This window comes from Streptomyces sp. NPDC021622 (assembly GCF_040640795.1).
GTDB lineage: Bacteria > Actinomycetota > Actinomycetes > Streptomycetales > Streptomycetaceae > Streptomyces.
Genome location: NZ_JBFACK010000001.1, coordinates 616,108 through 637,454, shown reverse-complemented (window position 1 = coordinate 637,454; position 21,347 = coordinate 616,108). Strand labels below are relative to the sequence as shown.

The 21,347-nt window shown below is 69.0% G+C and carries 18 protein-coding genes; 5 read left to right on the top strand and 13 right to left on the bottom strand.

Translation table 11 applies throughout. The features are described 5' to 3' along the window. Window positions 1-91: 91 nt before the first annotated feature. On the bottom strand, window positions 92-886 hold the full coding sequence (locus tag AB0G47_RS02900; RefSeq protein ID WP_360763391.1) for a serine protease: 795 nt from the start codon (window positions 884-886) through the stop codon (window positions 92-94). Between the two features lie 280 nt (window positions 887-1,166). Between AB0G47_RS02900 and AB0G47_RS02895 the strand changes: the two genes are divergently transcribed. Then, window positions 1,167-2,075: a hypothetical protein gene (locus AB0G47_RS02895; RefSeq protein ID WP_360763389.1), complete on the top strand. Its 909-nt coding sequence runs from the start codon at window positions 1,167-1,169 to the stop codon at window positions 2,073-2,075. 12 nt (window positions 2,076-2,087) lie between these two features. Here AB0G47_RS02895 and AB0G47_RS02890 read toward each other — a convergent pair whose 3' ends face one another. The 3 genes from AB0G47_RS02890 to AB0G47_RS02880 form a co-directional block, all read right to left on the bottom strand. Next, window positions 2,088-2,960 (bottom strand): pentapeptide repeat-containing protein, encoded by an 873-nt coding sequence (locus AB0G47_RS02890; RefSeq protein ID WP_360763387.1) that lies wholly within the window; start codon window positions 2,958-2,960, stop codon window positions 2,088-2,090. Between the two features lie 371 nt (window positions 2,961-3,331). Further along, the gene (locus AB0G47_RS02885) at window positions 3,332-4,921 is read right to left on the bottom strand and encodes a DEAD/DEAH box helicase (RefSeq protein ID WP_360763385.1); all 1,590 of its coding nucleotides are present in this window, start codon (window positions 4,919-4,921) and stop codon (window positions 3,332-3,334) included. Window positions 4,922-5,015: 94 nt separating this feature from the next. After that, window positions 5,016-5,219 (bottom strand): cold-shock protein, encoded by a 204-nt coding sequence (locus tag AB0G47_RS02880; RefSeq protein WP_037661310.1) that lies wholly within the window; start codon window positions 5,217-5,219, stop codon window positions 5,016-5,018. Window positions 5,220-5,614: 395 nt separating this feature from the next. Here AB0G47_RS02880 and AB0G47_RS02875 point away from each other — a divergent pair, with 395 nt between their 5' ends. Next, complete coding sequence (locus AB0G47_RS02875) at window positions 5,615-5,866, top strand: hypothetical protein (protein ID WP_360763383.1); 252 nt, start codon at window positions 5,615-5,617, stop codon at window positions 5,864-5,866. 201 nt (window positions 5,867-6,067) lie between these two features. After that, entirely contained in the window at window positions 6,068-7,015 is a 948-nt protein-coding gene (locus AB0G47_RS02870) for a tyrosine-protein phosphatase (RefSeq protein WP_360763381.1), read from the top strand. A 27-nt stretch (window positions 7,016-7,042) separates the two neighbouring features. Here the strand turns inward: AB0G47_RS02870 and AB0G47_RS02865 are convergent, their stop codons facing one another. Continuing rightward, the gene (locus AB0G47_RS02865; protein WP_360763379.1) at window positions 7,043-7,768 is read right to left on the bottom strand and encodes a VWA domain-containing protein; all 726 of its coding nucleotides are present in this window, start codon (window positions 7,766-7,768) and stop codon (window positions 7,043-7,045) included. Between the two features lie 172 nt (window positions 7,769-7,940). On the opposite strand from AB0G47_RS02865, the gene AB0G47_RS02860 reads away from it, so the two are divergent. Next, complete coding sequence (locus AB0G47_RS02860; protein ID WP_360763377.1) at window positions 7,941-8,687, top strand: glucose 1-dehydrogenase; 747 nt, start codon at window positions 7,941-7,943, stop codon at window positions 8,685-8,687. 12 nt (window positions 8,688-8,699) lie between these two features. Here the strand turns inward: AB0G47_RS02860 and AB0G47_RS02855 are convergent, their stop codons facing one another. The 3 genes from AB0G47_RS02855 to AB0G47_RS02845 form a co-directional block, all read right to left on the bottom strand. Continuing rightward, entirely contained in the window at window positions 8,700-9,056 is a 357-nt protein-coding gene (locus tag AB0G47_RS02855; protein ID WP_360763373.1) for a hypothetical protein, read from the bottom strand. Window positions 9,057-9,297: 241 nt separating this feature from the next. Then, on the bottom strand, window positions 9,298-10,398 hold the full coding sequence (locus AB0G47_RS02850; RefSeq protein WP_360763371.1) for a hypothetical protein: 1,101 nt from the start codon (window positions 10,396-10,398) through the stop codon (window positions 9,298-9,300). Window positions 10,399-10,408: 10 nt separating this feature from the next. Further along, window positions 10,409-10,627 carry a hypothetical protein gene (locus tag AB0G47_RS02845; RefSeq protein WP_360763369.1) on the bottom strand — a complete coding sequence of 73 codons (219 nt, stop codon included), beginning with the start codon at window positions 10,625-10,627 and terminating at the stop codon, window positions 10,409-10,411. A 113-nt stretch (window positions 10,628-10,740) separates the two neighbouring features. Here AB0G47_RS02845 and AB0G47_RS02840 point away from each other — a divergent pair, with 113 nt between their 5' ends. Beyond that, window positions 10,741-11,640 (top strand): chitosanase, encoded by a 900-nt coding sequence (locus AB0G47_RS02840; RefSeq protein WP_360763367.1) that lies wholly within the window; start codon window positions 10,741-10,743, stop codon window positions 11,638-11,640. Window positions 11,641-11,664: 24 nt separating this feature from the next. On the opposite strand, the gene AB0G47_RS02835 is transcribed toward AB0G47_RS02840, so the two are convergent. From AB0G47_RS02835 to gltB, 5 genes are all read right to left on the bottom strand, one after another. Then, a complete protein-coding gene (locus AB0G47_RS02835) occupies window positions 11,665-12,498 on the bottom strand; it encodes a carbohydrate ABC transporter permease (protein ID WP_360763365.1) in 834 nt (277 codons plus the stop codon). Beyond that, on the bottom strand, window positions 12,495-13,490 hold the full coding sequence (locus tag AB0G47_RS02830; RefSeq protein WP_360763363.1) for a sugar ABC transporter permease: 996 nt from the start codon (window positions 13,488-13,490) through the stop codon (window positions 12,495-12,497). The genes AB0G47_RS02835 and AB0G47_RS02830 overlap by 4 nt, the downstream gene beginning before the upstream one ends. A gap of 36 nt (window positions 13,491-13,526) precedes the next feature. After that, window positions 13,527-14,828, bottom strand: a complete 1,302-nt coding sequence (locus AB0G47_RS02825; protein ID WP_360763361.1) for a sugar ABC transporter substrate-binding protein — start codon at window positions 14,826-14,828, stop codon at window positions 13,527-13,529. A gap of 316 nt (window positions 14,829-15,144) precedes the next feature. Beyond that, the gene (locus AB0G47_RS02820) at window positions 15,145-16,605 is read right to left on the bottom strand and encodes a glutamate synthase subunit beta (RefSeq protein WP_360763359.1); all 1,461 of its coding nucleotides are present in this window, start codon (window positions 16,603-16,605) and stop codon (window positions 15,145-15,147) included. Next, the gene (gene gltB, locus AB0G47_RS02815) at window positions 16,598-21,190 is read right to left on the bottom strand and encodes a glutamate synthase large subunit (RefSeq protein WP_360763357.1); all 4,593 of its coding nucleotides are present in this window, start codon (window positions 21,188-21,190) and stop codon (window positions 16,598-16,600) included. Before gltB ends, AB0G47_RS02820 begins: the two co-directional genes overlap by 8 nt. Window positions 21,191-21,347 lie beyond the last annotated feature (157 nt).

The window sequence follows — 21,347 nt, the reverse complement described above, 5'->3', positions numbered from 1 at the left end:
CGTGCGGGGGGACACGACGCGGGGCCGGACCACAGACTGGTCCGGCCCCGCGCTTGGTGTGGTGCGTTGTGCGTTGTACCCGGCTAGCGCCTCAGAGCTCCGACGCCGCCTTCTCTATGTCCGCGGCGAAGGTCGAGACCTCGGTGTAGACACCGGGGAACTTCGGCCGCGCGCAGCCTTCGCCCCAGCTGACGATGCCCACCTGGATGTACTCGCCCGCCTCGTCCTTGCGGAACATGGGGCCGCCCGAGTCACCCTGGCAGGTGTCCGTGCCGCCCTCGGGGAGGCCGGCGCAGAGCTCCTCGCCGGGCGTGAGCTGGTCGCCGTACGCGGCCTTGCAGTCGTCGTCGCTGACGAACGGGACCTTCGCCTTGAGGAGGTAGCGCTGCTGCTCGCCACCCTCCTTGTCGGCACCCCAGCCCGCGATGTCGAAGTCGCCGTTGTTGAGCTTGTCGTCCTTGGCGATCTTCAGGGTGGGCTGGTCGATCGGCTTCTCGAGCTTGATGAGCGCCCAGTCCTTGCCCTTGCCGTTGTAGCCGGGGGCCTGCAGGACCTTGGTGGACTTCACGTTGATCGCGTCGGGGCTCTCGAGGTCCACGACGCCACCGGTGGCGGTGATGCTGGTGTTGTCGCCGGATCCGTCCACACAGTGGGCGGCGGTCAGCACGATGTCCTGGGCGTACAGCGCGCCGCCACAGCCCATCGACAGACGGACCATGAACGGGAACTCGCCCTGCTCGGCGGGGGTTCCGCCGACCACACGCTCACCGGGGTTGGGGCCGGGGTGCGGGGCCGCCTGAGCGGCGGGCTGAAGGCTGACGGCGGTCGCAAGGGCGATGGCACCGAGGGCGGCGGCTCTTGTCACTCCACGCAGCTTGGTGTTCAACGGGCTTCCCTTCGTGGGGGGTTCGTGGGGGGTTGCACGCATGACGGGCCCTTGCCGTCCCCACAGGGTGCGCGTGGATGGCATGAGCCCGCCAAAGCGTTGTTGCGGATTATGGAGATCGGTGTCCGCATAGAGCAAGGGGCGGTTTTCAGCCAGGGGGCTCCGCGTGGGCTGGTTCCGGATGAGGGGATCCGCCCTACAGTGGAGTCGAGTTGAGGCGAGGTTGAGGCGAACTGGTGCGCGACAGGGACCAGTCGGAGCGTCTTCAGGGGGTGCGCGCGTGGCGGACGGCGGGCCGGTGCAGCACGGCTATCCCCACCTGGAGACGGTGCGTTCCGCGATCACCGCGCTGTACAAGCGCCTTTCGTACGACACCGTCCACACCTTCGAGACCAGCGTCTCCCCCGCCGACGTCGCCTTCTGCGACGACGACGATCTGTATCTGGGCGTGCAGCGGGTCGCCCGCGAGATGGTGCGGCATCTGCGCCTGCCCGACGCCCGCATGATCGTCAGCTTCCGCGAGATGGAGCACGCGGCATACGTCGAACTCGCCGCGGGGCCCGAGTACTTCATCGAGCTCAACGACCGGTTCCGCACCCACCGGCGGGACATCGGAGCGGCACTCGCCCACGAGGTCATGCACGTCTATCTGCACCGGCTCGACCTGGAGTTCCCCGGCACCCGCGACAACGAAATCCTCACCGACACCGCCACGACCTATCTGGGCGCGGGCTGGCTGCTCCTCGACGCCTACCGCGAGGACGGGGCCTCGTCGCAGAAGCTCGGCTATCTCACTCCTGAGGAGTTCGGGTACGTCCTCGCCAAGCGGGCCATCGCCTTCGGTGAGGCGCCGGAGACGTGGTTCACCAGCGCGCAGGCGTACACGGCGTACACGAAGGGCCTTGCCCAGGCGCGGCGCGACGAGCAGGAGCCGCCGCTGACGGCCGCGGGGTGGGCGGGGCGGCGGCGGTACGCGAAGGACCGGCGGTACGCGCAGGATCATGGCTCCGCGGGCGCTGCGCCCCGCGGCGGCTCGTACGCGTTCTCCCGCGACGGGAGCGGGAGCGGCGGCGTGCTGCGCGTCTCGTTCCCGTGTCCCACCTGCCGGCAGCGGATCCGGGTGCCTGCGGGGAGGCGGATCCGGGCGCGGTGCGGGTTGTGCCGGACGGTGGTGGAGTGCGACGCGTAGGGACCGCGCCCGCTACGTCCCGTTCCAGTGCGATGGCCGGTTCAACGCCGGCGGCAGCTTGGTGGCCGCGTCGCCCTTGGCCGCGTTCACCTGCGACTGGGTCAGGAAGATGCTGCCGGTGAGGTCCGCTCCGCGCAGGTCGGCGTCCCTGAAGTCCGCGCCGATGAGGTCGGCTTGCCTGAGGTCCGCGCCGCGGAGGTCCGCCGCGATGAGGTAGGCACCGCGAAGGCTGACGCCGCGCAGGTCGGCGCCCTTCAGCTTGGCGCCGAACAGGTCGGCTCCCCTGCGGTCCTTCTTCTTCCGGCGGATGTCCGCGCGCGCGAGTTCACTGACGCGCAGGAGAAGGGCGCCGACGCCCTCGCGGTGCGTGGCGACGTCCGTCGCGGCGACTTCGGCGGGGGTGCCCCGGGTGAGGCGCTCGGTCTCCGCGAGCGCGCGCTCGACGTCCGGCCTGATGGGGCGGGCCTGGGGCAGGTCGCGCGCCTCGGTCAAGTACCAGAGCAGTTCGTGGAGTTGGCGCATCACGGGGAACACGTCGAACATCTCGCGGGCGGCGCCCTTGTCGCCCTGCCGCCAGTCGACGCCGTCGAACGTGCCCTGGGAGACCTTCTGGCCTGCGCCGAAGCAGTCGTAGACGGTGCAGCCGGAGTAGCCCCGCTGACGGAGATCCTGATGGATGCCGCAGCGGAAGTCCTGCTGGAGGTTGGTGCAGGGGGTACCGGCGGCCTTGTTGACGGGAAAGTCCGAGGACTTGGCAAAGGTGAGGGCCACACAGCAGAGCCCGAAGCAGCTGCCGCAGTCGGCACGAAGATCGTCGACTACGGGGAGCTGAGGCCGTGGCTGGAGATTCGACTCGATCCCATGCTCTCGCTGTCTGCGACCCATCACGTACTCCTTCGGGCCTCGGTCTCGGTGCTGTTCGTCTTGGGGGCGCGGCGGTTGATGCGGTGCCGTCCGTCTTGGCGGCGCGGCGGCCGGCGTCTCGCCTCGGTGGTGGGGCGGGGCCGCGCCGGTATGTCCGTACTCGCCATCTCGGTCCGAGCGTCTTGCTGCTTCGGCTCGCAAGACATGCTTACCGTGCTCCGTGCGGACATACCGACACGTCCCCTCGCGTCCGCTGCCGAGTTTCGGGCGGGTGGGCGGGAAAGGCTCGTTCGGTGAGCCGAGGCTGCGGGGCAATCGGGCGGGTGGGCGGGAAGGCTTGTTCGGTGGCCCGGGGCTGCGGGTGCAGGAACTCCGCAACCCCGGGCGGAGCCCTACGCCGCGCTTCGGCGGGAGGGACCGCCTCGGCCGCCGCCGCGGCGGGGGCGGCCGCCTTCACCACCGGTGGACCGGGGCTGGCCCTGGCCCTGGCCCGGGGTGCGGGACTGGCCCTCGCCCCGGGGCGACTGGGAGCCGCCCGAGCGGGCGCGACGCTGACCGCCACCCTGGCCCGCAGGCCGACGCCGCCCCCGCTGCGGAGCAGCCTGCTGCTGCGGGACCTCGATGACCACCGGCACCCCGGAGGGCTCCCTCGCACCCGTGATCCGCGCGAGCTCCTCGTCCGACGACGACACCCGCGTCGTGTTCGGGCGGATGTCCGCGTCGGACATGAGCCGCGTCATGTCCCGCTTCTCGTCGGGGAGTACGAGCGTGACGACACTGCCGGACTCACCCGCGCGGGCGGTACGCCCACCCCGGTGGAGGTAGTCCTTGTGGTCGGTGGGCGGGTCCACGTTCACGACCAGGTCGAGGTCGTCGACGTGAATGCCGCGCGCCGCCACGTTCGTCGCGACCAGCGCGGTGACCTGTCCGTTCTTGAACTGGTCGAGCGTCCGGTTGCGCTGCGGCTGCGAGCGGCCGCCGTGCAGCCCGGAGGCGCGCACCCCGTTGGCGAGCAGCCGCTTGGTGAAGCGGTCGACGGCACGCTTGGTGTCCAGGAAGAGGATGACGCGGCCTTCGCGGGCGGCGATACGCAGCGCGACCGCCTTCTTGTCGGTCTCGTCGGCGACGTACAGAACGTGGTGCTCCATCGTCGTCACCGCGCCCGCGGACGGGTCGACCGAGTGCACGACCGGGTCCGTCAGGAACATCCGGACCAGACGGTCGATGTTCTTGTCGAGCGTCGCGGAGAACAGCATCGTCTGGCCGCCCTGCTCGACCTGCTTCAGGAGCGCGGTGACCTGCGGCATGAAGCCCATGTCGGCCATCTGGTCGGCCTCGTCGAGGACGGTCGTACGGACCTGCGAGAGGTCGGCGTCGCCGCGCTCGATCAGGTCCTTGAGACGGCCGGGGGTCGCCACCATGATCTCGGCGCCGCGGCGGAGCGTGCCCGCCTGCTTGGTGATGGAGAGGCCGCCGACCACCGTCGACATGCGGAGGTTCACCGACGTCGCGTACGGCGTCAGCGCGTCCGTCACCTGCTGGGCGAGCTCACGCGTCGGCACCAGGACCAGGGCGAGCGGCGAGCGCGGCTCGGCGCGCCGGCCGGCGGTGCGGGCGAGCAGCGCGAGGCCGAAGGCGAGGGTCTTGCCCGAGCCGGTGCGGCCGCGGCCGAGGATGTCGCGTCCCGCGAGGGAGTTGGGGAGCGTGGCGGCCTGGATCGGGAACGGCTCGGTCACGCCCTGCGCGGCCAGCGTCTTGAGCAGCGCCTCCGGCATGTCCAGGTCGGCGAACTGCTCGACCGCGGGCAGCGCGGGGGTGATGCTCTCGGGCAGTGCGAATTCGCCCTGCACGGGCCTCGCCTTGGGGCGGCCTGACTTCTTCGCGGTGCCCTTTGTGTGGCCGCCGCCGGCCACCGGGGCCTTTCCGCGTGCGTTCGTGGAGCGCCTGCGGGCAGGACGCGCCGGGCGGTCGGAGCGATTCATACGGAAATGCCTTCCTGGACCTGGTGACAGCACAAGCCGGGACCCGCACCTTTCTGGTGCGGGCCCCGGCCGAGAGGTTCGCGTGCTTCGACGATCAGGCGGGAACGATGTTCTCGGCCTGCAGGCCCTTCTGGCCCTGCGTGACGTCGAAGGAAACCTTCTGGCCCTCGAGGAGCTCACGGAAGCCCGAGGACGCGATGTTCGAGTAGTGGGCGAAGACGTCGGGGCCGCCGCCGTCCTGCTCGATGAAGCCGAAGCCCTTTTCCGAGTTGAACCACTTCACGGTGCCAGTTGCCATGTCAATCTCCTAAGACAGGGGCAGAGTACGGATGCCCGCGGTTTTGCGGATATCCCAGCGCTGCAATGACCCCCATCCCGGAAAGACCGGTAAAACAAACAATGCGCCTTCGGAGCATTCCCGTCAGGCGCACATCATGTTCATGGGTACCAAAACTGCAACACATAACGGTAACACGCCCACGGGCGACCCTTGTTCCGGGCCGCCCGCGTGACCTACGCCACTTCCGTCGAAACCGCCCGCCATCAGGAGCGACCCTGCGACCAGGACCAGGCGCCCGAACCGCACCGCGAGCCGGTCCGCGACCGGCGCGGTCTGGAAGCCGCCGACGGAGAATCGGTGGCGAGGGTCCCTGCCATGTCGGCTCCGCCTCCGCCGAGCGCGAGAACAGCGCGGTGACGGTGATGTTCCACTCCGCCGTCGCCGCCCGGCAGGGCCTCAGCGCCACCGAGAGCGACAAGCGGCGGGTGCTCATCGAGATCCGCCGCGAGAAGCTCGCGGACCTGGCCGGCATCTTCGAGGACTGGAAGCGCGAAGTGGACGAACTCTGCGAGGAGTTCACGGTCGACGAACTGGAGACCGTGATCCGCTTCCTTCAGGGAGCGACCGAGCGCCGGCGCCGGGCGACCGCACGGCTCGCCGAGTAGCGGACACCGAAGGGCTCATACCGGGGCACTCTTTACATCGCGGTGACACCTGTCACCCACCAAAGTAACGACCCGTCAGATAGTCGCCGCACACGCCTTCCCCACGCACGGGCACCCCGCTACCTTCGGCCAAACAATCGCTTGGTTGGTTGAACGACGAGTGGCCATGAGCGACCGCTACCGAACGGAAGGCGGCCCCACATGCACATCGCCCGCACGCGCACAGCAGTCGGCGTCGCGATCTCCGCGATCGCCCTGGGCACCCTGCCCGCCTGGGCGGCCCACGCCGAGCCCACGGCCCCCGGGCGCGACACCGCCCGGCACGCCCCGCAGCACCCCCGCCCCGCATCCGACGGCGTACGCCAGATCCCGCTCCAAGGAGCCGTCAACGCAAGAGACTTGGGCGGCTATCGCACCTACGACGGGGAGCAGGTCCGTTACGGCCGGGTCTTCCGCGCCGACGCCCTGGCCAAGCTGACGGACGCCGATGTAGGCACCCTCGCCAAGCTCGGCCTGAAGAAGGTCGTCGACTTCCGGGTGCCGGCCGAGGTGAAGTACGAGGGGGCCGACCGGCTGCCCGCGGGGCTCACCCCGACGTCCCGGGCCGTCAGCGACAACGGTCTCTTCACCATGCTGATGACCGTGATCGGCTCCAAGGACCCCGTCAAACAGGAGGAGATGCTCGGCAACGGCAAGGCGGAAGCCTTCATGCGCGACGTCTACCGCACCTTCGTCACCGACGGCACCAACCGCGCGCAGTTCGCGGCGACCCTGCGCGACATCGCGCGGGGCGGCGACGCCTCACCGCTGCTCTACCACTGCACGTCGGGCAAGGACCGTACCGGCTGGACGAGTTATCTGCTGCTTCGTGCCGTCGGCGTCCCCGAGCGCACCGCCGTGGGCGACTATCTGGCGTCCAACACCTATCGGGCCGCGTACGACGCGAAGGTGCGCGAGAGCCTCAAGCAGAGCGGGATGATGCAGAACCCCGATCTGCTGATCCCGCTCCAGGAGGTCCGCACCGGATATCTGGAGGCCTCGCTCGACGAGGTGAAGAAGCAGTACGGGAGCTTCGACGGCTATCTGCGCAAGGGACTCGGGCTCGACGCGCGGACGATCCTCGCGCTGCGGGAGCGGATGGTCGACTAGGCGCTCCGGGCGCGCGCGGCGCAGGGGTCAGGCGGTCACGATCCCCTGCGTCCGCGCCGCCGCGAGCCACGCCGGGAACTCCCCCACCAGCTGGTCGTAGAGGCGGTCGTCCGGGACGGCGCGGGGATCGTGGCCCGCGTGGAAGAAGCCCGCGTTGTCGACGGTGCGCTTGGCGGGGACGGCGAGTTCGTCCAGCTTGCGGAGGTAGTCGAACTGCTTGCTCTTCGCGTCGCCGAAGCCGATGAACTGCCAGAACAGCGGCAGCTTCGACGCCTTGCACAGGTACCGCTCGGCGGCGAGCTTGTTGATGGGGCCGCCGTCGGTCTGGAAGACGACCAGGGCGGGCGCCGTGGAGCCGCTGTCCACGTAGTGGTCGATCACGGCGTCCATCGCCAGGTGGTAGCTGGTCTTGCCCATGTGACCGAGCCCGGCGACGATCTCGTCGACCCGGCCGTGGTGGCGTTCGAGGGCGATCTCCGTGACGGCGTCGACGTCCGTGGAGAAGAAGACCGTGGGCACCACGCCGTCGTCGTCGAGGTGCGCGGACAGGCCGAGGACGCGGTCGGCGAGTGCCTGGACGGTGCCGTCCTTGTAGTACGGCTTCATGGAGCCGGAGTAGTCGATGACGAGGTAGACGGCGGCACGCTCGCCCTCAAGGCCGTGCTTGTGGAAGCTGACACCGGCGCTCTTGTAGAGGCTGACCAGGGCGGGCGCCGCCTCCTCCACCTTGCGCAGACTGATCGCAGGTCCCATGTGCCGCTCCGCTCTGCTGTGCCCTGCTCGGTGCTGCTGGTCGCAGTTCGGCCATCTTATGTACGCCGCCGGCGCGAGGACCGTCCCTCTTCATGTCTCCATGTATGCCTGCTAGAAGCATGACTGTTAGAAACAGATGGCGGACCGTGGCGGTACTGGAGGCGTGTGCGACATGAACTCCCGGGCGATCTCATACGGGCTGGACGGCAAGACGGTCCTCATCACCGGCGCGGGGCGCGGTCAGGGGGCCGCGGAGGCGCGGCTCTTCGCGGCGGCCGGGGCACGGGTGGTGGTGACGGACGTCCGGGAGGAGGAGGGCCACGAGGTCGCCAAGTCCCTTGGCGAGCAAGGGGTGTTCGTACGCCATGACGTCGCGGACGCGGAGAGCTGGGGCGCGGCCGTGGCGCGTTCCCTCGACACCTTCGGCCGCCTGGACGCCCTGGTCAACAATGCCGCGCTATGGCACACCGCGTCCGTGGAGAACGAGACGTACGAGAACTTCGACGCGCTGATCCGCGTCAATCTGCTCGGGCCGTTCCTGGGGATCCAGGCGGTGCTTCCGGCACTGCGGGACGCCGGGGGCGGCTCGATCGTGAACGTCTCGTCCACGGCGGGGCTCGTGGGGATACCGGGGCATGCGGCGTACGGGTCGACGAAGTTCGGACTGCGGGGCCTGACCCGGTCATCGGCGCTCGACCTCGCGCGGTTCGGCGTCCGGGTCAACTCCGTGCACCCGGGGGCGATCGACACGCCGATGATCTCCGCGGCCTCCGCCGGGCGGGACTGGTCCCATCTGCCGCTCGGCAGAATGGGCCGCCCGGAGGAGGTCGGCGATCTTGTGCTGTTCCTGGCGTCGGACGCGTCGTCGTACATCACGGGGGCGGAGTTCACCGTGGACGGCGGGTCGACGACAGGGTGACCGCGCCGGGGCTCAGCGGCTTTCGGACAGGTACACCGAGCGGAGCTTGAGCCTGTCCGTGGCGGGGTTCCCGTGCGGTTTCAGCTTCCACGAGTCGCCGGTGCAGCCGGGCTCGGTGAACACCGTCGCCCAGACGTCGGTGTTGTTGTGCGGGGCGAACGCCGGCGGGGAGACGTACGGGTCGGCGACCTCCGGGAGCGTGATGCAGGCGGGGCTGTGCGGGTCGTGGAGCGTGACCGACCGGGGCAAGCCGTCGAGGCCCACGTACTTGTAGGAGAAGTCGCCGGTGGCGGCGCTCGCGGAGGTCGGCAGGGTGACGACGAGAGCGAGCGCGCCGAGAGAGGCGGCGACGGTGTGGCGAAGGCGCATGGATTCCTTTTCCGTACGGGAATGAGCGGACCGCCGGGAACCCGACGTCCGCCTTCGCCCTGCCCCGGCGGCGGCTCCTCGACGCCTGCCGTCACCCGTGCGGGGCTGCCGCAACGATCCTGCGTACGCCGTGTGGGCTACCCGCTCCGGCGGGAAGTGCGGTAGTCGTCCGCGGGTCCGTCGTGGCCGGTCGCGCAGTTCCCCGCGCCCCTTCGGGGCACTGCCGAACCGCAGCCCCCGCTCACCCCGCCTGCTCCTGGAACGCCGGCAGCTCGAAGATCCGTGTCTTGGCCTCGTCGTCCATCAACTCGACCAGAGGCATGACCAGTTCCCACAGGTCCTGTTTGTCGACCTCCAGGGCAAGCGCGTCCAGGTCGGTCGCGGGCAGCGCCCCGGCGGCGTCGGCGACGACCTTGCGGGACTCCTCCGGTAGGGCGTCCACCAGCGGCAGGAACTCCGCCCACAGACCGGTGGCCACCACCGCCCGGACGACCCCGGCAAGGACCCCCGCGTCCCGCAGGGACGGCAGCACCGCGACCGCCCGCCGCTCCTCCTCCCCCAGCAGCGCGACCAGCGGAAGGAGCGACTCCCAGAGGTCTTGCTCGGCCACGGTCGCGACCAGGGAGTCGAGCTCCGGCTGCGGGCGCCCCGCGGCGAGCGAGGCGATGCGGCCCCGCTGCTCCCCCGTCACCATCCCGGCCACGGCGAGCGCCTCCGGCCACAGCCCCTCCCCGGACGCCGAGGCGATGACCGACGCGAGCCGTTCCGCGCCCATCAGCTCGATGATCCCGCCGAGCCGCTCCGGCACATCGATCAGGAAGCCCGTCCGCAGTACCGCCGCGTCGTCCACCTGCGGCAGGATCCGCCGCAGCGCGGAGTCCCGCAGATGGCCGACGAACCGCCCCATCGTCAGGTGGTCGCCCCGCTCGGCCAGTGCCACCGCGATGCGTACGACGAGACCCTCGTCGAGCCGGTCGACGATCCCCTGGATCCGGCGCGGGTCCAGGTGTCCGCACGACTCCGCGGTGAAGGCCACCGGCAGCTTCTCGATGATGTCGGCGGCCCGCGTCGGTTCGAGGCGCCCGGCGACCCCGGCGGCGAGCCGCGGGCCCAGCGCCTTCTGCGATATGGCGGCCGCCACCCCGGCGGGCACCAGCTTGGTCGCCGACGCGATCCGATCGAGCATCTCCGGCGTCCCGTCGAAGAGCGCCGCCACACACTGCGTACGGAAGCGGCGTACGTCATCGACGGGCAGCGCCTGGAGGAAGCCGAGCTCGTCCGGCTCGACGTCCAGGAGGCGGGCGATCTTCAGGACCTCGGCCCTGCCGCGCAATGTGTCCATGCTGACTCCTCTATCGGAAGAGAATCCGGCGGACGGGCCCTCGCGCCAGCGCCGGCACCAGTTTCAGCGCCTCCTCGGCGGCCTCGCCCAGACCGGCCGCCCGGCTCTCCCGCTCCCGCCTCAGCGCGTCGGCCAGTGACTCCAGCTGCTCGGAGGTCAACTGCCCGAAGGATTCCGCCGGTTCGTCCCGCAGCTCCCCGCTCAACCGCTGCCGTGCCTCGCTGCTCATATCGCCTCCCACGACCGGGTCCGGCTCATGAGGCTGGCGCGCGATTGACTATTAGTCAATAGGGTCGGATCCGGAAGACGCGCTACCGCAAAAGCGCACGTAATCTTGGCCGAATGAAACGTGCTGGTCTCCTCCTTCTCGCCGTCGCCCCGGTCGCCACGGTCGCCGTCTACTTCCTGGGCGGCGACTCGGACAGCGCCGATGCCGGAGCCGGCGGAAAGGCGCCCGGCACGCAGCGGCCGTACGACGAGGACAAGACCGCGGCCGAGCGCAAGGCCGACGACAAGCTGATCGCGAGCCTGCCGCCGGGCCTGGCCGCACCCGCCAAGAAGGAGCTGGCACAGCAGCTCGTGGCGAGCGCGGAGAACTCGACGTTGAACTGGCGCGGCCAGTACGGCTACATCGAGGACATAGACGACGGGAACGGCTACACCGCCGGGATCATCGGCTTCTGCACCGGTACGCACGACCTGCTCACCCTCGTCGAGCGGTACACGAAGGACCACCCGGACAACGGCCTTGCCCGCTATCTGCCCGCCCTGCGCAAGGTCGACGGCAGCGACTCGCACGAGGGTCTGGACCCCGGCTTCACCAAGGCCTGGAAGGCGGAGGCCGCCGAGCCCGCGTTCCAGAGGGCCCAGGACAGGACGCGCGACCGCGTCTACTTCGACCCCGCGGTGCGCCTGGCCAAGCTCGACGGGCTCGGCACCCTTGGCCAGTTCATCTACTACGACGCGATGGTGCTGCACGGCCCCGGCACCGGCCCCCGCGGCTTCTACGGCCTGCGCGAGGCGGCGCTGAAGGAGGCGAACACGCCGGCCCAGGGCGGCAAGGAGAAGGCGTACCTGGACATCTTCCTCGACATTCGCACCAAGGTGATGAAGGAGAAGAAGGCCCACCGCGACACGACCCGCGTCGAGACGGCCCAGCGGCAGTTCCTCTACGACGGCAATCTGGACCTGAAGACTCCGCTGGAGTGGAAGGTGTACGGGGAGACGTTCAAGGTCCCGTAACCCTGAACGCCGTCCCCACCGGACTCAGCCCTTGACGGCTCCCGCCGCGAGGCCCGACCCCAGCTTCCGGTGCACGATCACGAAGAAGATCATCACCGGCAGCGTGACCAGCGTGGAGCTGGCCATGACGGGACCCCAGGCCGTGGAGTTCTCACCGAAGAACTGGTAGATCCCCACGGCTGCGGTGTACTTGTCGCTGCCCTTCATGAAGGTGTACGCGAAGACGAACTCGTTCCACGCCGTGATGAAGGCGAAGATCGAGGTGGCGACAAGACCCGGCGCGACCAGCGGAAGCAGCACGGACCGGAACATCCGCCACCAGGACGCCCCGTCGATATAAGCCGCCTCCTCGACCTCCTTCGGCACGGTCTGGACGAACCCGCGCAGGGTCCAGATCGCGAAGGGCAGCGAGAGCGCGACGTACACGATGGTCAGACCGAGCAGCGAGTTGAGCATCTCGTAATCGCGCATCTGGATGAAGAGCGGGATCACGAGCGCCTCGAGCGGCACCATCTGCACGATCAACACCATGATCAGTACGGAGGTGCGGAAGCGGAACTTGAAGCGGGCCACGGCGACGGCGGCGAACAACGAGAGCACTCCGGCCGCCAGGATCGTGCCGAACCCGACGATCGCCGAGTTCAGCAGGTACGTACCGAAGTTGCCCTTCTCGAACACGAAGGTGAAGTGCTCGAAGCTGAGGCCGCTCGGCAGGACGTCCGAGCCGCGGGTGATCGCCTTCGGATCGAGTGCCGTGGAGATCATCCAGTACACGGGAAAGAGCGTGAAGCCAAGGAGCGCGGCGACCGCGACCGGAAGCCCGATGCGCCCCGCGAGAGTGGTGCGACGGGCGCTCACAGATCCTCATCCCCCTGCCGGAACAACGTACGGATATAGACGATCGTGATGACGAGGAGCAGAAGCGTCAGCAGCACGGCCGCTGCCGCGCCCGTCCCGTAGTCGTTCTTGGCGAAGGCCTCGATGTACGAGAAGACGCCCAGGTTGTAGACCTCCTCGTTGGAGCCGTCGCCGCCCGGCATCAGATAGATCTGGGTGAAGACCTTGAAGTCCCAGATGGTGGAGAGGATGGTCACCACCAGGAAGACCGGCTTGATCGTCGGCAGGGTGATCTTCCAGAACCGCTGCCAGGCGTTGGCGCCGTCCAGCTCCCCTGCTTCGTAGAGCTCCTTGGGGATCGTCATCAGTCCGGCGAGGACGGTGATGGCGACGAACGGGAAGCCGTGGTGGACGACGTTGAGGGTCGCGATGGCGTAGAACGGGCCGCGCTCGGTGAACCAGTTGGTGGTCTCGGGATCGATGAGCCCCATCGAGCCGGCGATCTGGCTGACCATGCCGTCCTGCGGCTGGAAGAGCCAGATCCACACATACGTCCCCGTGACGGCGGGCATGGCCCAGGCGGCGAGGATCGCGATGGAGCAGATCAGCCGCCACACCGGACCCAGGCGGTTGAGCAGCAGCGCGACGAGGGTGCCGATGGCGACGGTGAGGCCGACGCAGGCGATCGCGAAGAACGCGGTGTTGGGCAGCACCGTCTGCCACAGCAGTTCACTACCCAGCAGGTCGGAGTAGTGCTCGAAGCCGACGTACGTGCCCACTCCGCCGCCGAACTTGACGGCGTAGTCCTGCAGCGAGAGCTTGCCGACCTGGATCAGCGGCCAGAGCAGCAGACCGGCGAGGACCAGCAGGGACGGCGCGAGGAGCAGCCACGGCCGGGCGAGGCCGACCAGCTTCTTCTTCCGGAGGGCCGCTTCGTGTTCGGGACGGGGGGCGGGGCGACGGGCCTTGGCGCTGCCTTCCTTCGGCCCGTCGCCGACAAACGTGTCTTTCACAGTGCTGTGTCTTTCACAGTGCCGACTCGCCCTCGCCTACTTGTCCTTGGCGAAGATCGCGTCCATGTCCTTGGCCGCCTTGTCCGCCGCTTCCTGGACGGAGGACTTGCCGGTGAGGATGGACTGCACCATGCCGGGGATGACCTTCGAGGCCTGGATCTCGCCGTACGCCTTGGTCTTGGGGACGGTCGCGCCGGCCTCCAGCATCTGCTTGGCGAACGGCTCGACGAGCGGGTCCTTCTTCGCCTCGATCTTCTCCAGCTCGGAGTTCTGGCCCGGGAAGTAGTTGGTCTGTGCGGCCCACTTGGCGGCGAACTCACCCGTGGTCAGCATCTTCACGAACTCCCAGGCGAGGTCCTTCTTGTCCGTGTTGAACGTGGACAGGTAGGAGCCGCCCAGGAAGGACTTGCTCATGCCGCCGGTCTGGCCGGGGATCGGCACGGCGGCGAGCTTGCCCTTGAGGTCCGGGTTCGCGTCGACGATCGCCTTGGGGGTCCAGTTGCCGCCGACGGCCATGGAGATCTGCCCCTTGTTCCAGGCGTCGCCGACCTCCTTCTCCGTCCAGGTGTTGACCTTGGCGGGAGAGACCTTGTCCTTGGTGGCGAGCCCGGTATAGAACTCGATCCCCTTCACGGCCTCCGGCGAGTTGATCCCGGACTTCCACTTGCCGCCCGACTCGGCGGCCAGTTCACCGCCGGCGCCCCAGATGAAGGGAGCGGCGAACATCTCGGCGCCGCCCGCGACCGGGAAGGGAATCATCCCCGGCTCCTTCTCCTTCAGCGTCTTGGCGGCGGCCTGAAGTTCCTTCCAGGTGGTCGGGGCCTTCAGCTTGTGCTTCTCGAAGATGTCCTTGCGGTAGACGATGGAGCGCACACCGGCGTACCAGGGCATGCCGTACTGCTTGCCGTCGAGCGTGCCGGCGTCCTTGAGCCCTTCGACGAGGTCGTCATTGAGCCCGGACTCCTTCACGTCATCCGTCACGTCCACGAGCGCACCGGTCTCGGCGAACTGCGGCACCCAGGTCGTACCGACCTCGGCGACATCCGGGACCTGGTCCTCGCCGCCTTCGATCGCGGTGGTGAACTTCTTCTGCGCGGTGGCCCACTGCTGGTACTCGACGTGGATCTTGGCGCCGGTCTTCTTCTGGAAGGCCTTCTCGGCCTCCTTGAAGAAGGGCCTGGCGTCGGGGTTGGTCCCCTCCATGATCCATACGGTGAGAGTCTTGCCCTTGCCGTCGGTGGCGTTGTCGCCGCTGTCGCTCCCGTCATCGCCGCCGCATGCCGTCGCGGTCAGTCCGAGCGTCATGGCGATACCTGCCGCGATGACCCGTCGCTTCATGCCGGCCCCCTCATGGGTTCGTGCCTGGTCCTGCGCCGATCCGTTTGTGGGAGCGATTGTGGTCGCAGGCTCTCGACGCGGTCTAGACCCATTCGGCTAGCGGGGCCGAAACGTGATTTGCGTTGCGTCATGCGCTGCGGAGGGTCTTGCGTGCTGCCGGGCGGGGGCGGTTCCCGGTGTCCTCCCTGCGCAGGAGTCGATCGTCGCCGCGAAGCGGCGGTCTGAAACGCCACGACGCCCGCCCAAGTCCGGTCGGGGACAAGGCGGGCGTCGCTCAGTTCCGTACGCCGTTGTACGGGACGTATATAGGGGCGTACTAGACCATCAGGGAGCGGTCCGTCGGGCGGATCGGGGCCGGCAGATCGCTGGCCCCGGTCAAGAATCGGTCCACGCCCCGCGCAGCGGAACGGCCCTCGGCGATCGCCCAGACGATGAGCGACTGACCGCGGCCCGCGTCACCGGCCACGAAGACACCCGGCACGTTCGTCTGGTACTCGCCGTCGCGGGCGACATTGCCGCGCTCGTCGAGGTCCAGGGCGAACTGGTCGACCAGGCCGTTCTCGCGGTCCGTGCCCGTGAAGCCCATGGCGAGGGTGACCAGCTGGGCGGGGATCTTGCGCTCCGTGCCCGGCTTCTGCGTCAGCTTGCCGTCGATGAACTCGACCTCGATGAGGTGCAGGAACTGGACGTTGCCGTCCTCGTCGCCCTCGAAGTGCGTGGTCGAGACGGAGTAGACCCGCTCGCCGCCCTCCTCGTGCGCCGAGGTGACCTTGTAGAGCATGGGGAACGTCGGCCACGGCATGTTCTCCGGACGCTCCTCGCCCGGACGGGGCATGATCTCCAGCTGCGTGACCGAAGCCGCGCCCTGGCGGTGGGCCGTGCCCACGCAGTCCGCGCCGGTGTCGCCGCCGCCGATCACGACGACGTGCTTGCCCTCGGCGGAGACCGGCGTGGTGACGTAGTCGCCCTCCTGGACCTTGTTGGCCAGGGGCAGGTACTCCATCGCCTGGTAGACGCCCTTGAGCTCACGCCCGGGGACGGGCAGGTCGCGGGCGGTCGTGGCACCCGCGGCGATGACCACGGCGTCGTACCGCTTGCGCAGCTTCGCCGCGTCGAGGTCGCGGCCGATCTCCACGCCCGTACGGAACTTGGTGCCCTCCGCGCGCATCTGCTCGATGCGGCGGTTGATGTGCCGCTTCTCCATCTTGAACTCGGGGATGCCGTAGCGGAGCAGGCCGCCGATGCGGTCGGCGCGCTCGTAGACGGCGACCGTGTGGCCGGCCCGCGTCAGCTGCTGGGCGGCCGCGAGACCGGCGGGGCCCGACCCGATGACCGCAACCGTCTTTCCGCTCAGCCGCTCCGGGGCCTGCGGCGCGACATCGCCCGTGTCCCACGCCTTGTCGATGATCGAGACTTCGACGTTCTTGATGGTGACTGCGGGCTGGTTGATGCCGAGGACACACGCCGACTCACAGGGCGCCGGGCACAGACGGCCCGTGAACTCCGGGAAGTTGTTCGTGGCGTGCAGCCGCTCGGACGCGGCCTGCCAGTCCTCGCGGTACGCGTAGTCGTTCCACTCCGGGATCAGGTTCCCCAGCGGACAGCCGTTGTGGCAGAACGGGATGCCGCAGTCCATGCAGCGCGACGCCTGCTTGGAGATGATCGGGAGGAGGGAGCCCGGAACGTAGACCTCGTTCCAGTCCTGGACGCGCTCGCCGACCGGGCGGGTCTGCGCGACCTCGCGGCCATGGTTCAGAAAGCCCTTGGGATCAGCCATTGGTCGCCGCCTCCATCATCTTCTCGGTGATCTCGGTCTCGGAGAGACCGGCTCGCTCGGCGGCGTCCTTGGCGGCGAGCACTGCCTTGTACGTGCTGGGGATGATCTTGCTGAAGCGCTCCACCGAGACGGACCACTCGGCGAGCAGCTTCTCGGCGACCGTCGACCCCGTCTCCTCCGCGTGGCGGCGCACGACGTCGTGCAGCCACTGCTTGTCGGAGTCGTCCAGGGTCTCTACGGCACCCACGTTCCCGGAGTTGACGTTGTCCCGGTCGAGGTCGATGACGTACGCGATACCGCCCGACATGCCGGCCGCGAAGTTACGGCCCGTCTCACCGAGGACCACCGCGTGGCCACCGGTCATGTACTCGCAGCCGTGGTCGCCCACGCCCTCGGACACGACCGTCGCACCGGAGTTGCGGACGCAGAAGCGCTCGCCGGTGCGGCCACGGAGGAAGAGCTCGCCGCCCGTCGCGCCGTACGCGATGGTGTTGCCGGCGATCGTCGAGTACTCGGCGAGGTGGTCGGCGCCGCGGTCCGGGCGGACCACGATGCGGCCGCCGGACAGGCCCTTGCCGACGTAGTCGTTGGCGTCGCCCTCCAGGCGCAGGGTCACACCGCGCGGCACGAACGCGCCGAACGACTGGCCTGCCGAGCCGGTGAAGGTGATGTCGATGGTGTCGTCGGGCAGGCCCGCGCCACCGAACTTCTTCGTCACCTCGTGGCCGAGCATGGTGCCGACCGTGCGGTTGATGTTGCGGATCGCGACCTGAGCGCGGACCGGCTGTGCGTCCGTCGCGCTCGAGGCGGAGAGCGCGTCGGCGGCGAGCTTGATGAGCTCGTTGTCGAGTGCCTTCTCCAGGGCGTGGTCCTGGGCCGTGATCTGGTGGCGGACCGCGCCGTCGGGCAGCGCGGGCACGTGGAAGAGCGGCTCCAGGTCGAGGCCCTGCGCCTTCCAGTGGTCCACGGCCCGCTCGGTGTCGAGGAGTTCGGCGTGGCCGACGGCCTCCTCGATGGTGCGGAAGCCGAGCTCGGCGAGGATCTCGCGGACCTCTTCGGCGATGAACTCGAAGAAGTTGACGATGTACTCGGCCTTGCCGGAGAACCGCTCGCGCAGCGCCGGGTTCTGCGTGGCGATGCCGACCGGGCAGGTGTCCAGGTGGCAGACGCGCATCATGACGCAGCCGGAGACGACGAGCGGCGCGGTCGCGAAACCGAACTCCTCGGCGCCGAGCAGCGCGGCGATGACGACGTCACGGCCGGTCTTCAGCTGGCCGTCGGTCTGTACGACGATGCGGTCGCGCAGGCCGTTGAGCAGCAGGGTCTGCTGGGTCTCGGCGAGGCCCAGCTCCCAGGGACCGCCCGCGTGCTTCAGAGAAGTCAGCGGCGAGGCGCCCGTACCGCCGTCGTGGCCGGAGATCAGGACGACGTCCGCGTGCGCCTTCGACACACCCGCGGCCACGGTCCCGACGCCGACCTCGGAGACCAGCTTCACGTGAATCCGCGCCTGCGGGTTCGCGTTCTTCAGGTCGTGGATCAGCTGGGCCAGGTCCTCGATGGAGTAGATGTCGTGGTGCGGCGGCGGGGAGATGAGGCCCACGCCGGGGGTGCTGTGCCGGGTCTTGGCGACCCAGGGGTACACCTTGTGTCCTGGCAGCTGGCCGCCCTCGCCGGGCTTGGCGCCCTGGGCCATCTTGATCTGGATGTCGTCGGCGTTGACGAGGTACTCGCTCGTCACACCGAAGCGGCCGGAGGCGACCTGCTTGATGGAGGAGCGTCGCGCCGGGTCGTACAGACGGTCCGGGTCCTCGCCGCCCTCACCGGTGTTGGACTTGCCGCCCAGCTGGTTCATGGCGATGGCGAGGGTCTCGTGCGCCTCGCGGGAGATCGAGCCGTACGACATGGCGCCGGTCGAGAACCGCTTGACGATCTCGGAGGCCGGCTCGACCTCGTCGATGGAGATCGAGGGGCGGTCCGACTTCAGGTTGAACAGGCCGCGCAGCGTCATCAGGCGCTCGGACTGCTCGTTCACGCGGTCCGTGTACTTCTTGAAGATGTCGTAGCGGCGGTTGCGCGTGGAGTGCTGCAGGCGGAAGACCGTCTCCGGGTCGAAGAGGTGCGGCTCGCCCTCGCGGCGCCACTGGTACTCGCCGCCTATGTCGAGCGCGCGGTGCGCCGAGGGGACGCCGGACGCCGGGTAGGCCTTGGCGTGCCGGGCGGCGACCTCCTTGGCGATGACGTCGAGACCGGCGCCGCCGATCTTCGTCGTCGTACCGCTGAAGTACCGCTCCACGAAGGCGGATTCGAGACCGACGGCCTCGAAGACCTGGGCACCGCGGTAGGAGGCGACGGTGGAGATGCCCATCTTGGACATGACCTTCAGTACACCCTTGCCGAGGGCGTAGATCAGGTTCCGGATGGCCTGCTCGGCCCCACCATTCTCGTCGGCCTGCAGGAACGTGCCCGCGCGGACGAGGTCCTCGACGGACTCCATCGCCAGGTACGGGTTGACCGCGGCGGCGCCGTAGCCGATGAGGAGGGCCACGTGGTGGACCTCGCGCACATCGCCCGCCTCGACGAGCAGACCCACCTGGGTGCGCTGCTTCGTACGGATGAGGTGGTGGTGGACGGCCGCGGTGAGAAGGAGCGAGGGGATCGGCGCGTGCTCGGCGTCGGAGTGCCGGTCGGAGAGCACGATCAGGCGGGCGCCGGCCTCGATGGCGGCATCGGCCTCGGAGCAGATCTCGTCGATGCGGGCGGCGAGGGCATCGCCGCCGCCGCTGACGCGGTAGAGACCGGACAGGGTCGCGGCCTTCATGCCGGGCATGTCGCCGTCGGCGTTGATGTGGATGAGCTTGGCCAGCTCGTCGTTGTCGATCACCGGGAAGGGCAGCGTGACGCTGCGGCAGGTCGCGGCGGTCGGCTCCAGGATGTTGCCCTGCGGGCCGAGCGAGGAGTGCAGCGACGTCACCAGCTCTTCACGGATGGCGTCGAGCGGCGGGTTCGTGACCTGCGCGAACAGCTGCGTGAAGTAGTCGAAGATCAGCCGCGGGCGCTCGGAGAGTGCCGCGATCGGGGTGTCCGTGCCCATGGAGCCGAGCGGCTCGCCGCCGGTCTTGGCCATCGGCGCGAGGATGATGCGCAGCTCTTCCTCGGTGTAGCCGAAGGTCTGCTGGCGGCGCGTGACGGAGGCGTGCGTGTGCACGATGTGCTCGCGCTCGGGCAGGTCGGAGAGCTCGATCTCGCCGGCTTCCAGCCACTCCTGGTACGGGGCCTCCGCGGCGAGGCCCGCCTTGATCTCGTCGTCCTCGACGATGCGGTGCTCGGCGGTGTCGACGAGGAACATCTTGCCGGGCTGCAGACGGCCCTTGCGGACGACCTTGGCCGGGTCGATGTCCAGGACGCCGACCTCGGAGCCGAGGACGACGAGTCCGTCGTCGGTGACCCAGTAGCGGCCCGGGCGCAGACCGTTGCGGTCGAGCACGGCGCCGACCTGGGTGCCGTCGGTGAAGGTGACGCAGGCCGGGCCGTCCCAGGGCTCCATCATCGTGGAGTGGTACTGGTAGAAGGCCCGCCGTGCCGGGTCCATCGAGCCGTGGTTCTCCCACGCCTCGGGGATCATCATCAGGACGGAGTGCGGCAGCGAACGCCCACCGAGGTGGAGCAGTTCGAGCACCTCGTCGAAGGACGCCGAGTCGGAGGCGTCCGGCGTACAGATCGGGAAGACGCGATCGAGCTTCTCGGCACCGCTGTGCTTACCGTCGGCAGAGCCGAACAAGTCCGAGGCGAGCTGCGACTCACGGGCCCGCATCCAGTTCCGGTTGCCCTTGACCGTGTTGATCTCGCCGTTGTGCGCGACGAAGCGGTACGGGTGGGCGAGCGGCCAGCTCGGGAACGTGTTCGTCGAGAAGCGGGAGTGGACGAGCGCGACGGCCGAGGCGAAACGGCGGTCGGACAGGTCCGGGAAGAACGGCTCCAGCTGGCCGGTGGTCAGCATGCCCTTGTAGACGATCGTGCGGGCGGAGAGCGAGGGGAAGTACGTCCCGGCCTCCCGCTCGGCGCGCTTGCGCAGCACGAACGCCTTGCGGTCGAGCTCAAGGCCGGTGCTCTCGCCGTCGGCCACGAAGATCTGCCGGAAGACCGGCATCGTCGAGCGGGCGGTGGCACCGAGCAGCTCGGGGGCGACGGGAACATCGCGCCAGCCGAGGACGGTCAGGCCCTCCTCGGAGGCGATCGTCTCGATCTGTGAGACGGCCTCGTCCGCTTCGGAGACGGGCAGGAAGGCAATACCGACGGCGTACGCACCGGCCTCGGGGAGCGCGAAGTCGGTGGCCTCGCGCAGGAAGGCGTCCGGCACCTGCAGCAGGATGCCCGCGCCGTCACCGGAGTCCGGCTCGGAGCCGGTGGCGCCACGGTGTTCGAGATTGCGCAGTACGGTCAGCGCCTGTTCGACCAGCTCATGGCTGGCTACACCGGTGAGGGTGGCCACGAACCCGACACCACAGGCATCGCGTTCGTTACGGGGGTCGTACATGCCCTGAGGGGCGGGGCGACCGTCCATGGGCGACCAGGCGTGCGTACGCATGGGCTCTCCCGTCGTCGTCGTGGCATATGCAGAGCGAGGGACGACGTTGGCCCAGGCAAAATTTCGTGCAGGTTACATGATGGAACGCTTCTCGAAAAGCGGATAGCTCATTCCAACATGTGGACACCGCTCGGAAAGGTGGAGAGCGGCAGGGAAG

What these genes read in the sequence shown, in the direction of transcription:
- AB0G47_RS02890 (WP_360763387.1), bottom strand. Translation starts at nt 2,960, where the DNA reads ATGGGTCGCAGACAGCGAGAGCATGGGATCGAGTCGAATCTCCAGCCA.
- AB0G47_RS02885 (WP_360763385.1), bottom strand. Translation starts at nt 4,921, where the DNA reads ATGAATCGCTCCGACCGCCCGGCGCGTCCTGCCCGCAGGCGCTCCACG.
- AB0G47_RS02880 (WP_037661310.1), bottom strand. Translation starts at nt 5,219, where the DNA reads ATGGCAACTGGCACCGTGAAGTGGTTCAACTCGGAAAAGGGCTTCGGC.
- AB0G47_RS02870 (WP_360763381.1), top strand. Translation starts at nt 6,068, where the DNA reads ATGCACATCGCCCGCACGCGCACAGCAGTCGGCGTCGCGATCTCCGCG.
- AB0G47_RS02865 (WP_360763379.1), bottom strand. Translation starts at nt 7,768, where the DNA reads ATGGGACCTGCGATCAGTCTGCGCAAGGTGGAGGAGGCGGCGCCCGCC.
- AB0G47_RS02860 (WP_360763377.1), top strand. Translation starts at nt 7,941, where the DNA reads ATGAACTCCCGGGCGATCTCATACGGGCTGGACGGCAAGACGGTCCTC.
- AB0G47_RS02855 (WP_360763373.1), bottom strand. Translation starts at nt 9,056, where the DNA reads ATGCGCCTTCGCCACACCGTCGCCGCCTCTCTCGGCGCGCTCGCTCTC.
- AB0G47_RS02850 (WP_360763371.1), bottom strand. Translation starts at nt 10,398, where the DNA reads ATGGACACATTGCGCGGCAGGGCCGAGGTCCTGAAGATCGCCCGCCTC.
- AB0G47_RS02845 (WP_360763369.1), bottom strand. Translation starts at nt 10,627, where the DNA reads ATGAGCAGCGAGGCACGGCAGCGGTTGAGCGGGGAGCTGCGGGACGAA.
- AB0G47_RS02840 (WP_360763367.1), top strand. Translation starts at nt 10,741, where the DNA reads ATGAAACGTGCTGGTCTCCTCCTTCTCGCCGTCGCCCCGGTCGCCACG.
- AB0G47_RS02825 (WP_360763361.1), bottom strand. Translation starts at nt 14,828, where the DNA reads ATGAAGCGACGGGTCATCGCGGCAGGTATCGCCATGACGCTCGGACTG.
- AB0G47_RS02820 (WP_360763359.1), bottom strand. Translation starts at nt 16,605, where the DNA reads ATGGCTGATCCCAAGGGCTTTCTGAACCATGGCCGCGAGGTCGCGCAG.
- gltB (WP_360763357.1), bottom strand. Translation starts at nt 21,190, where the DNA reads ATGCGTACGCACGCCTGGTCGCCCATGGACGGTCGCCCCGCCCCTCAG.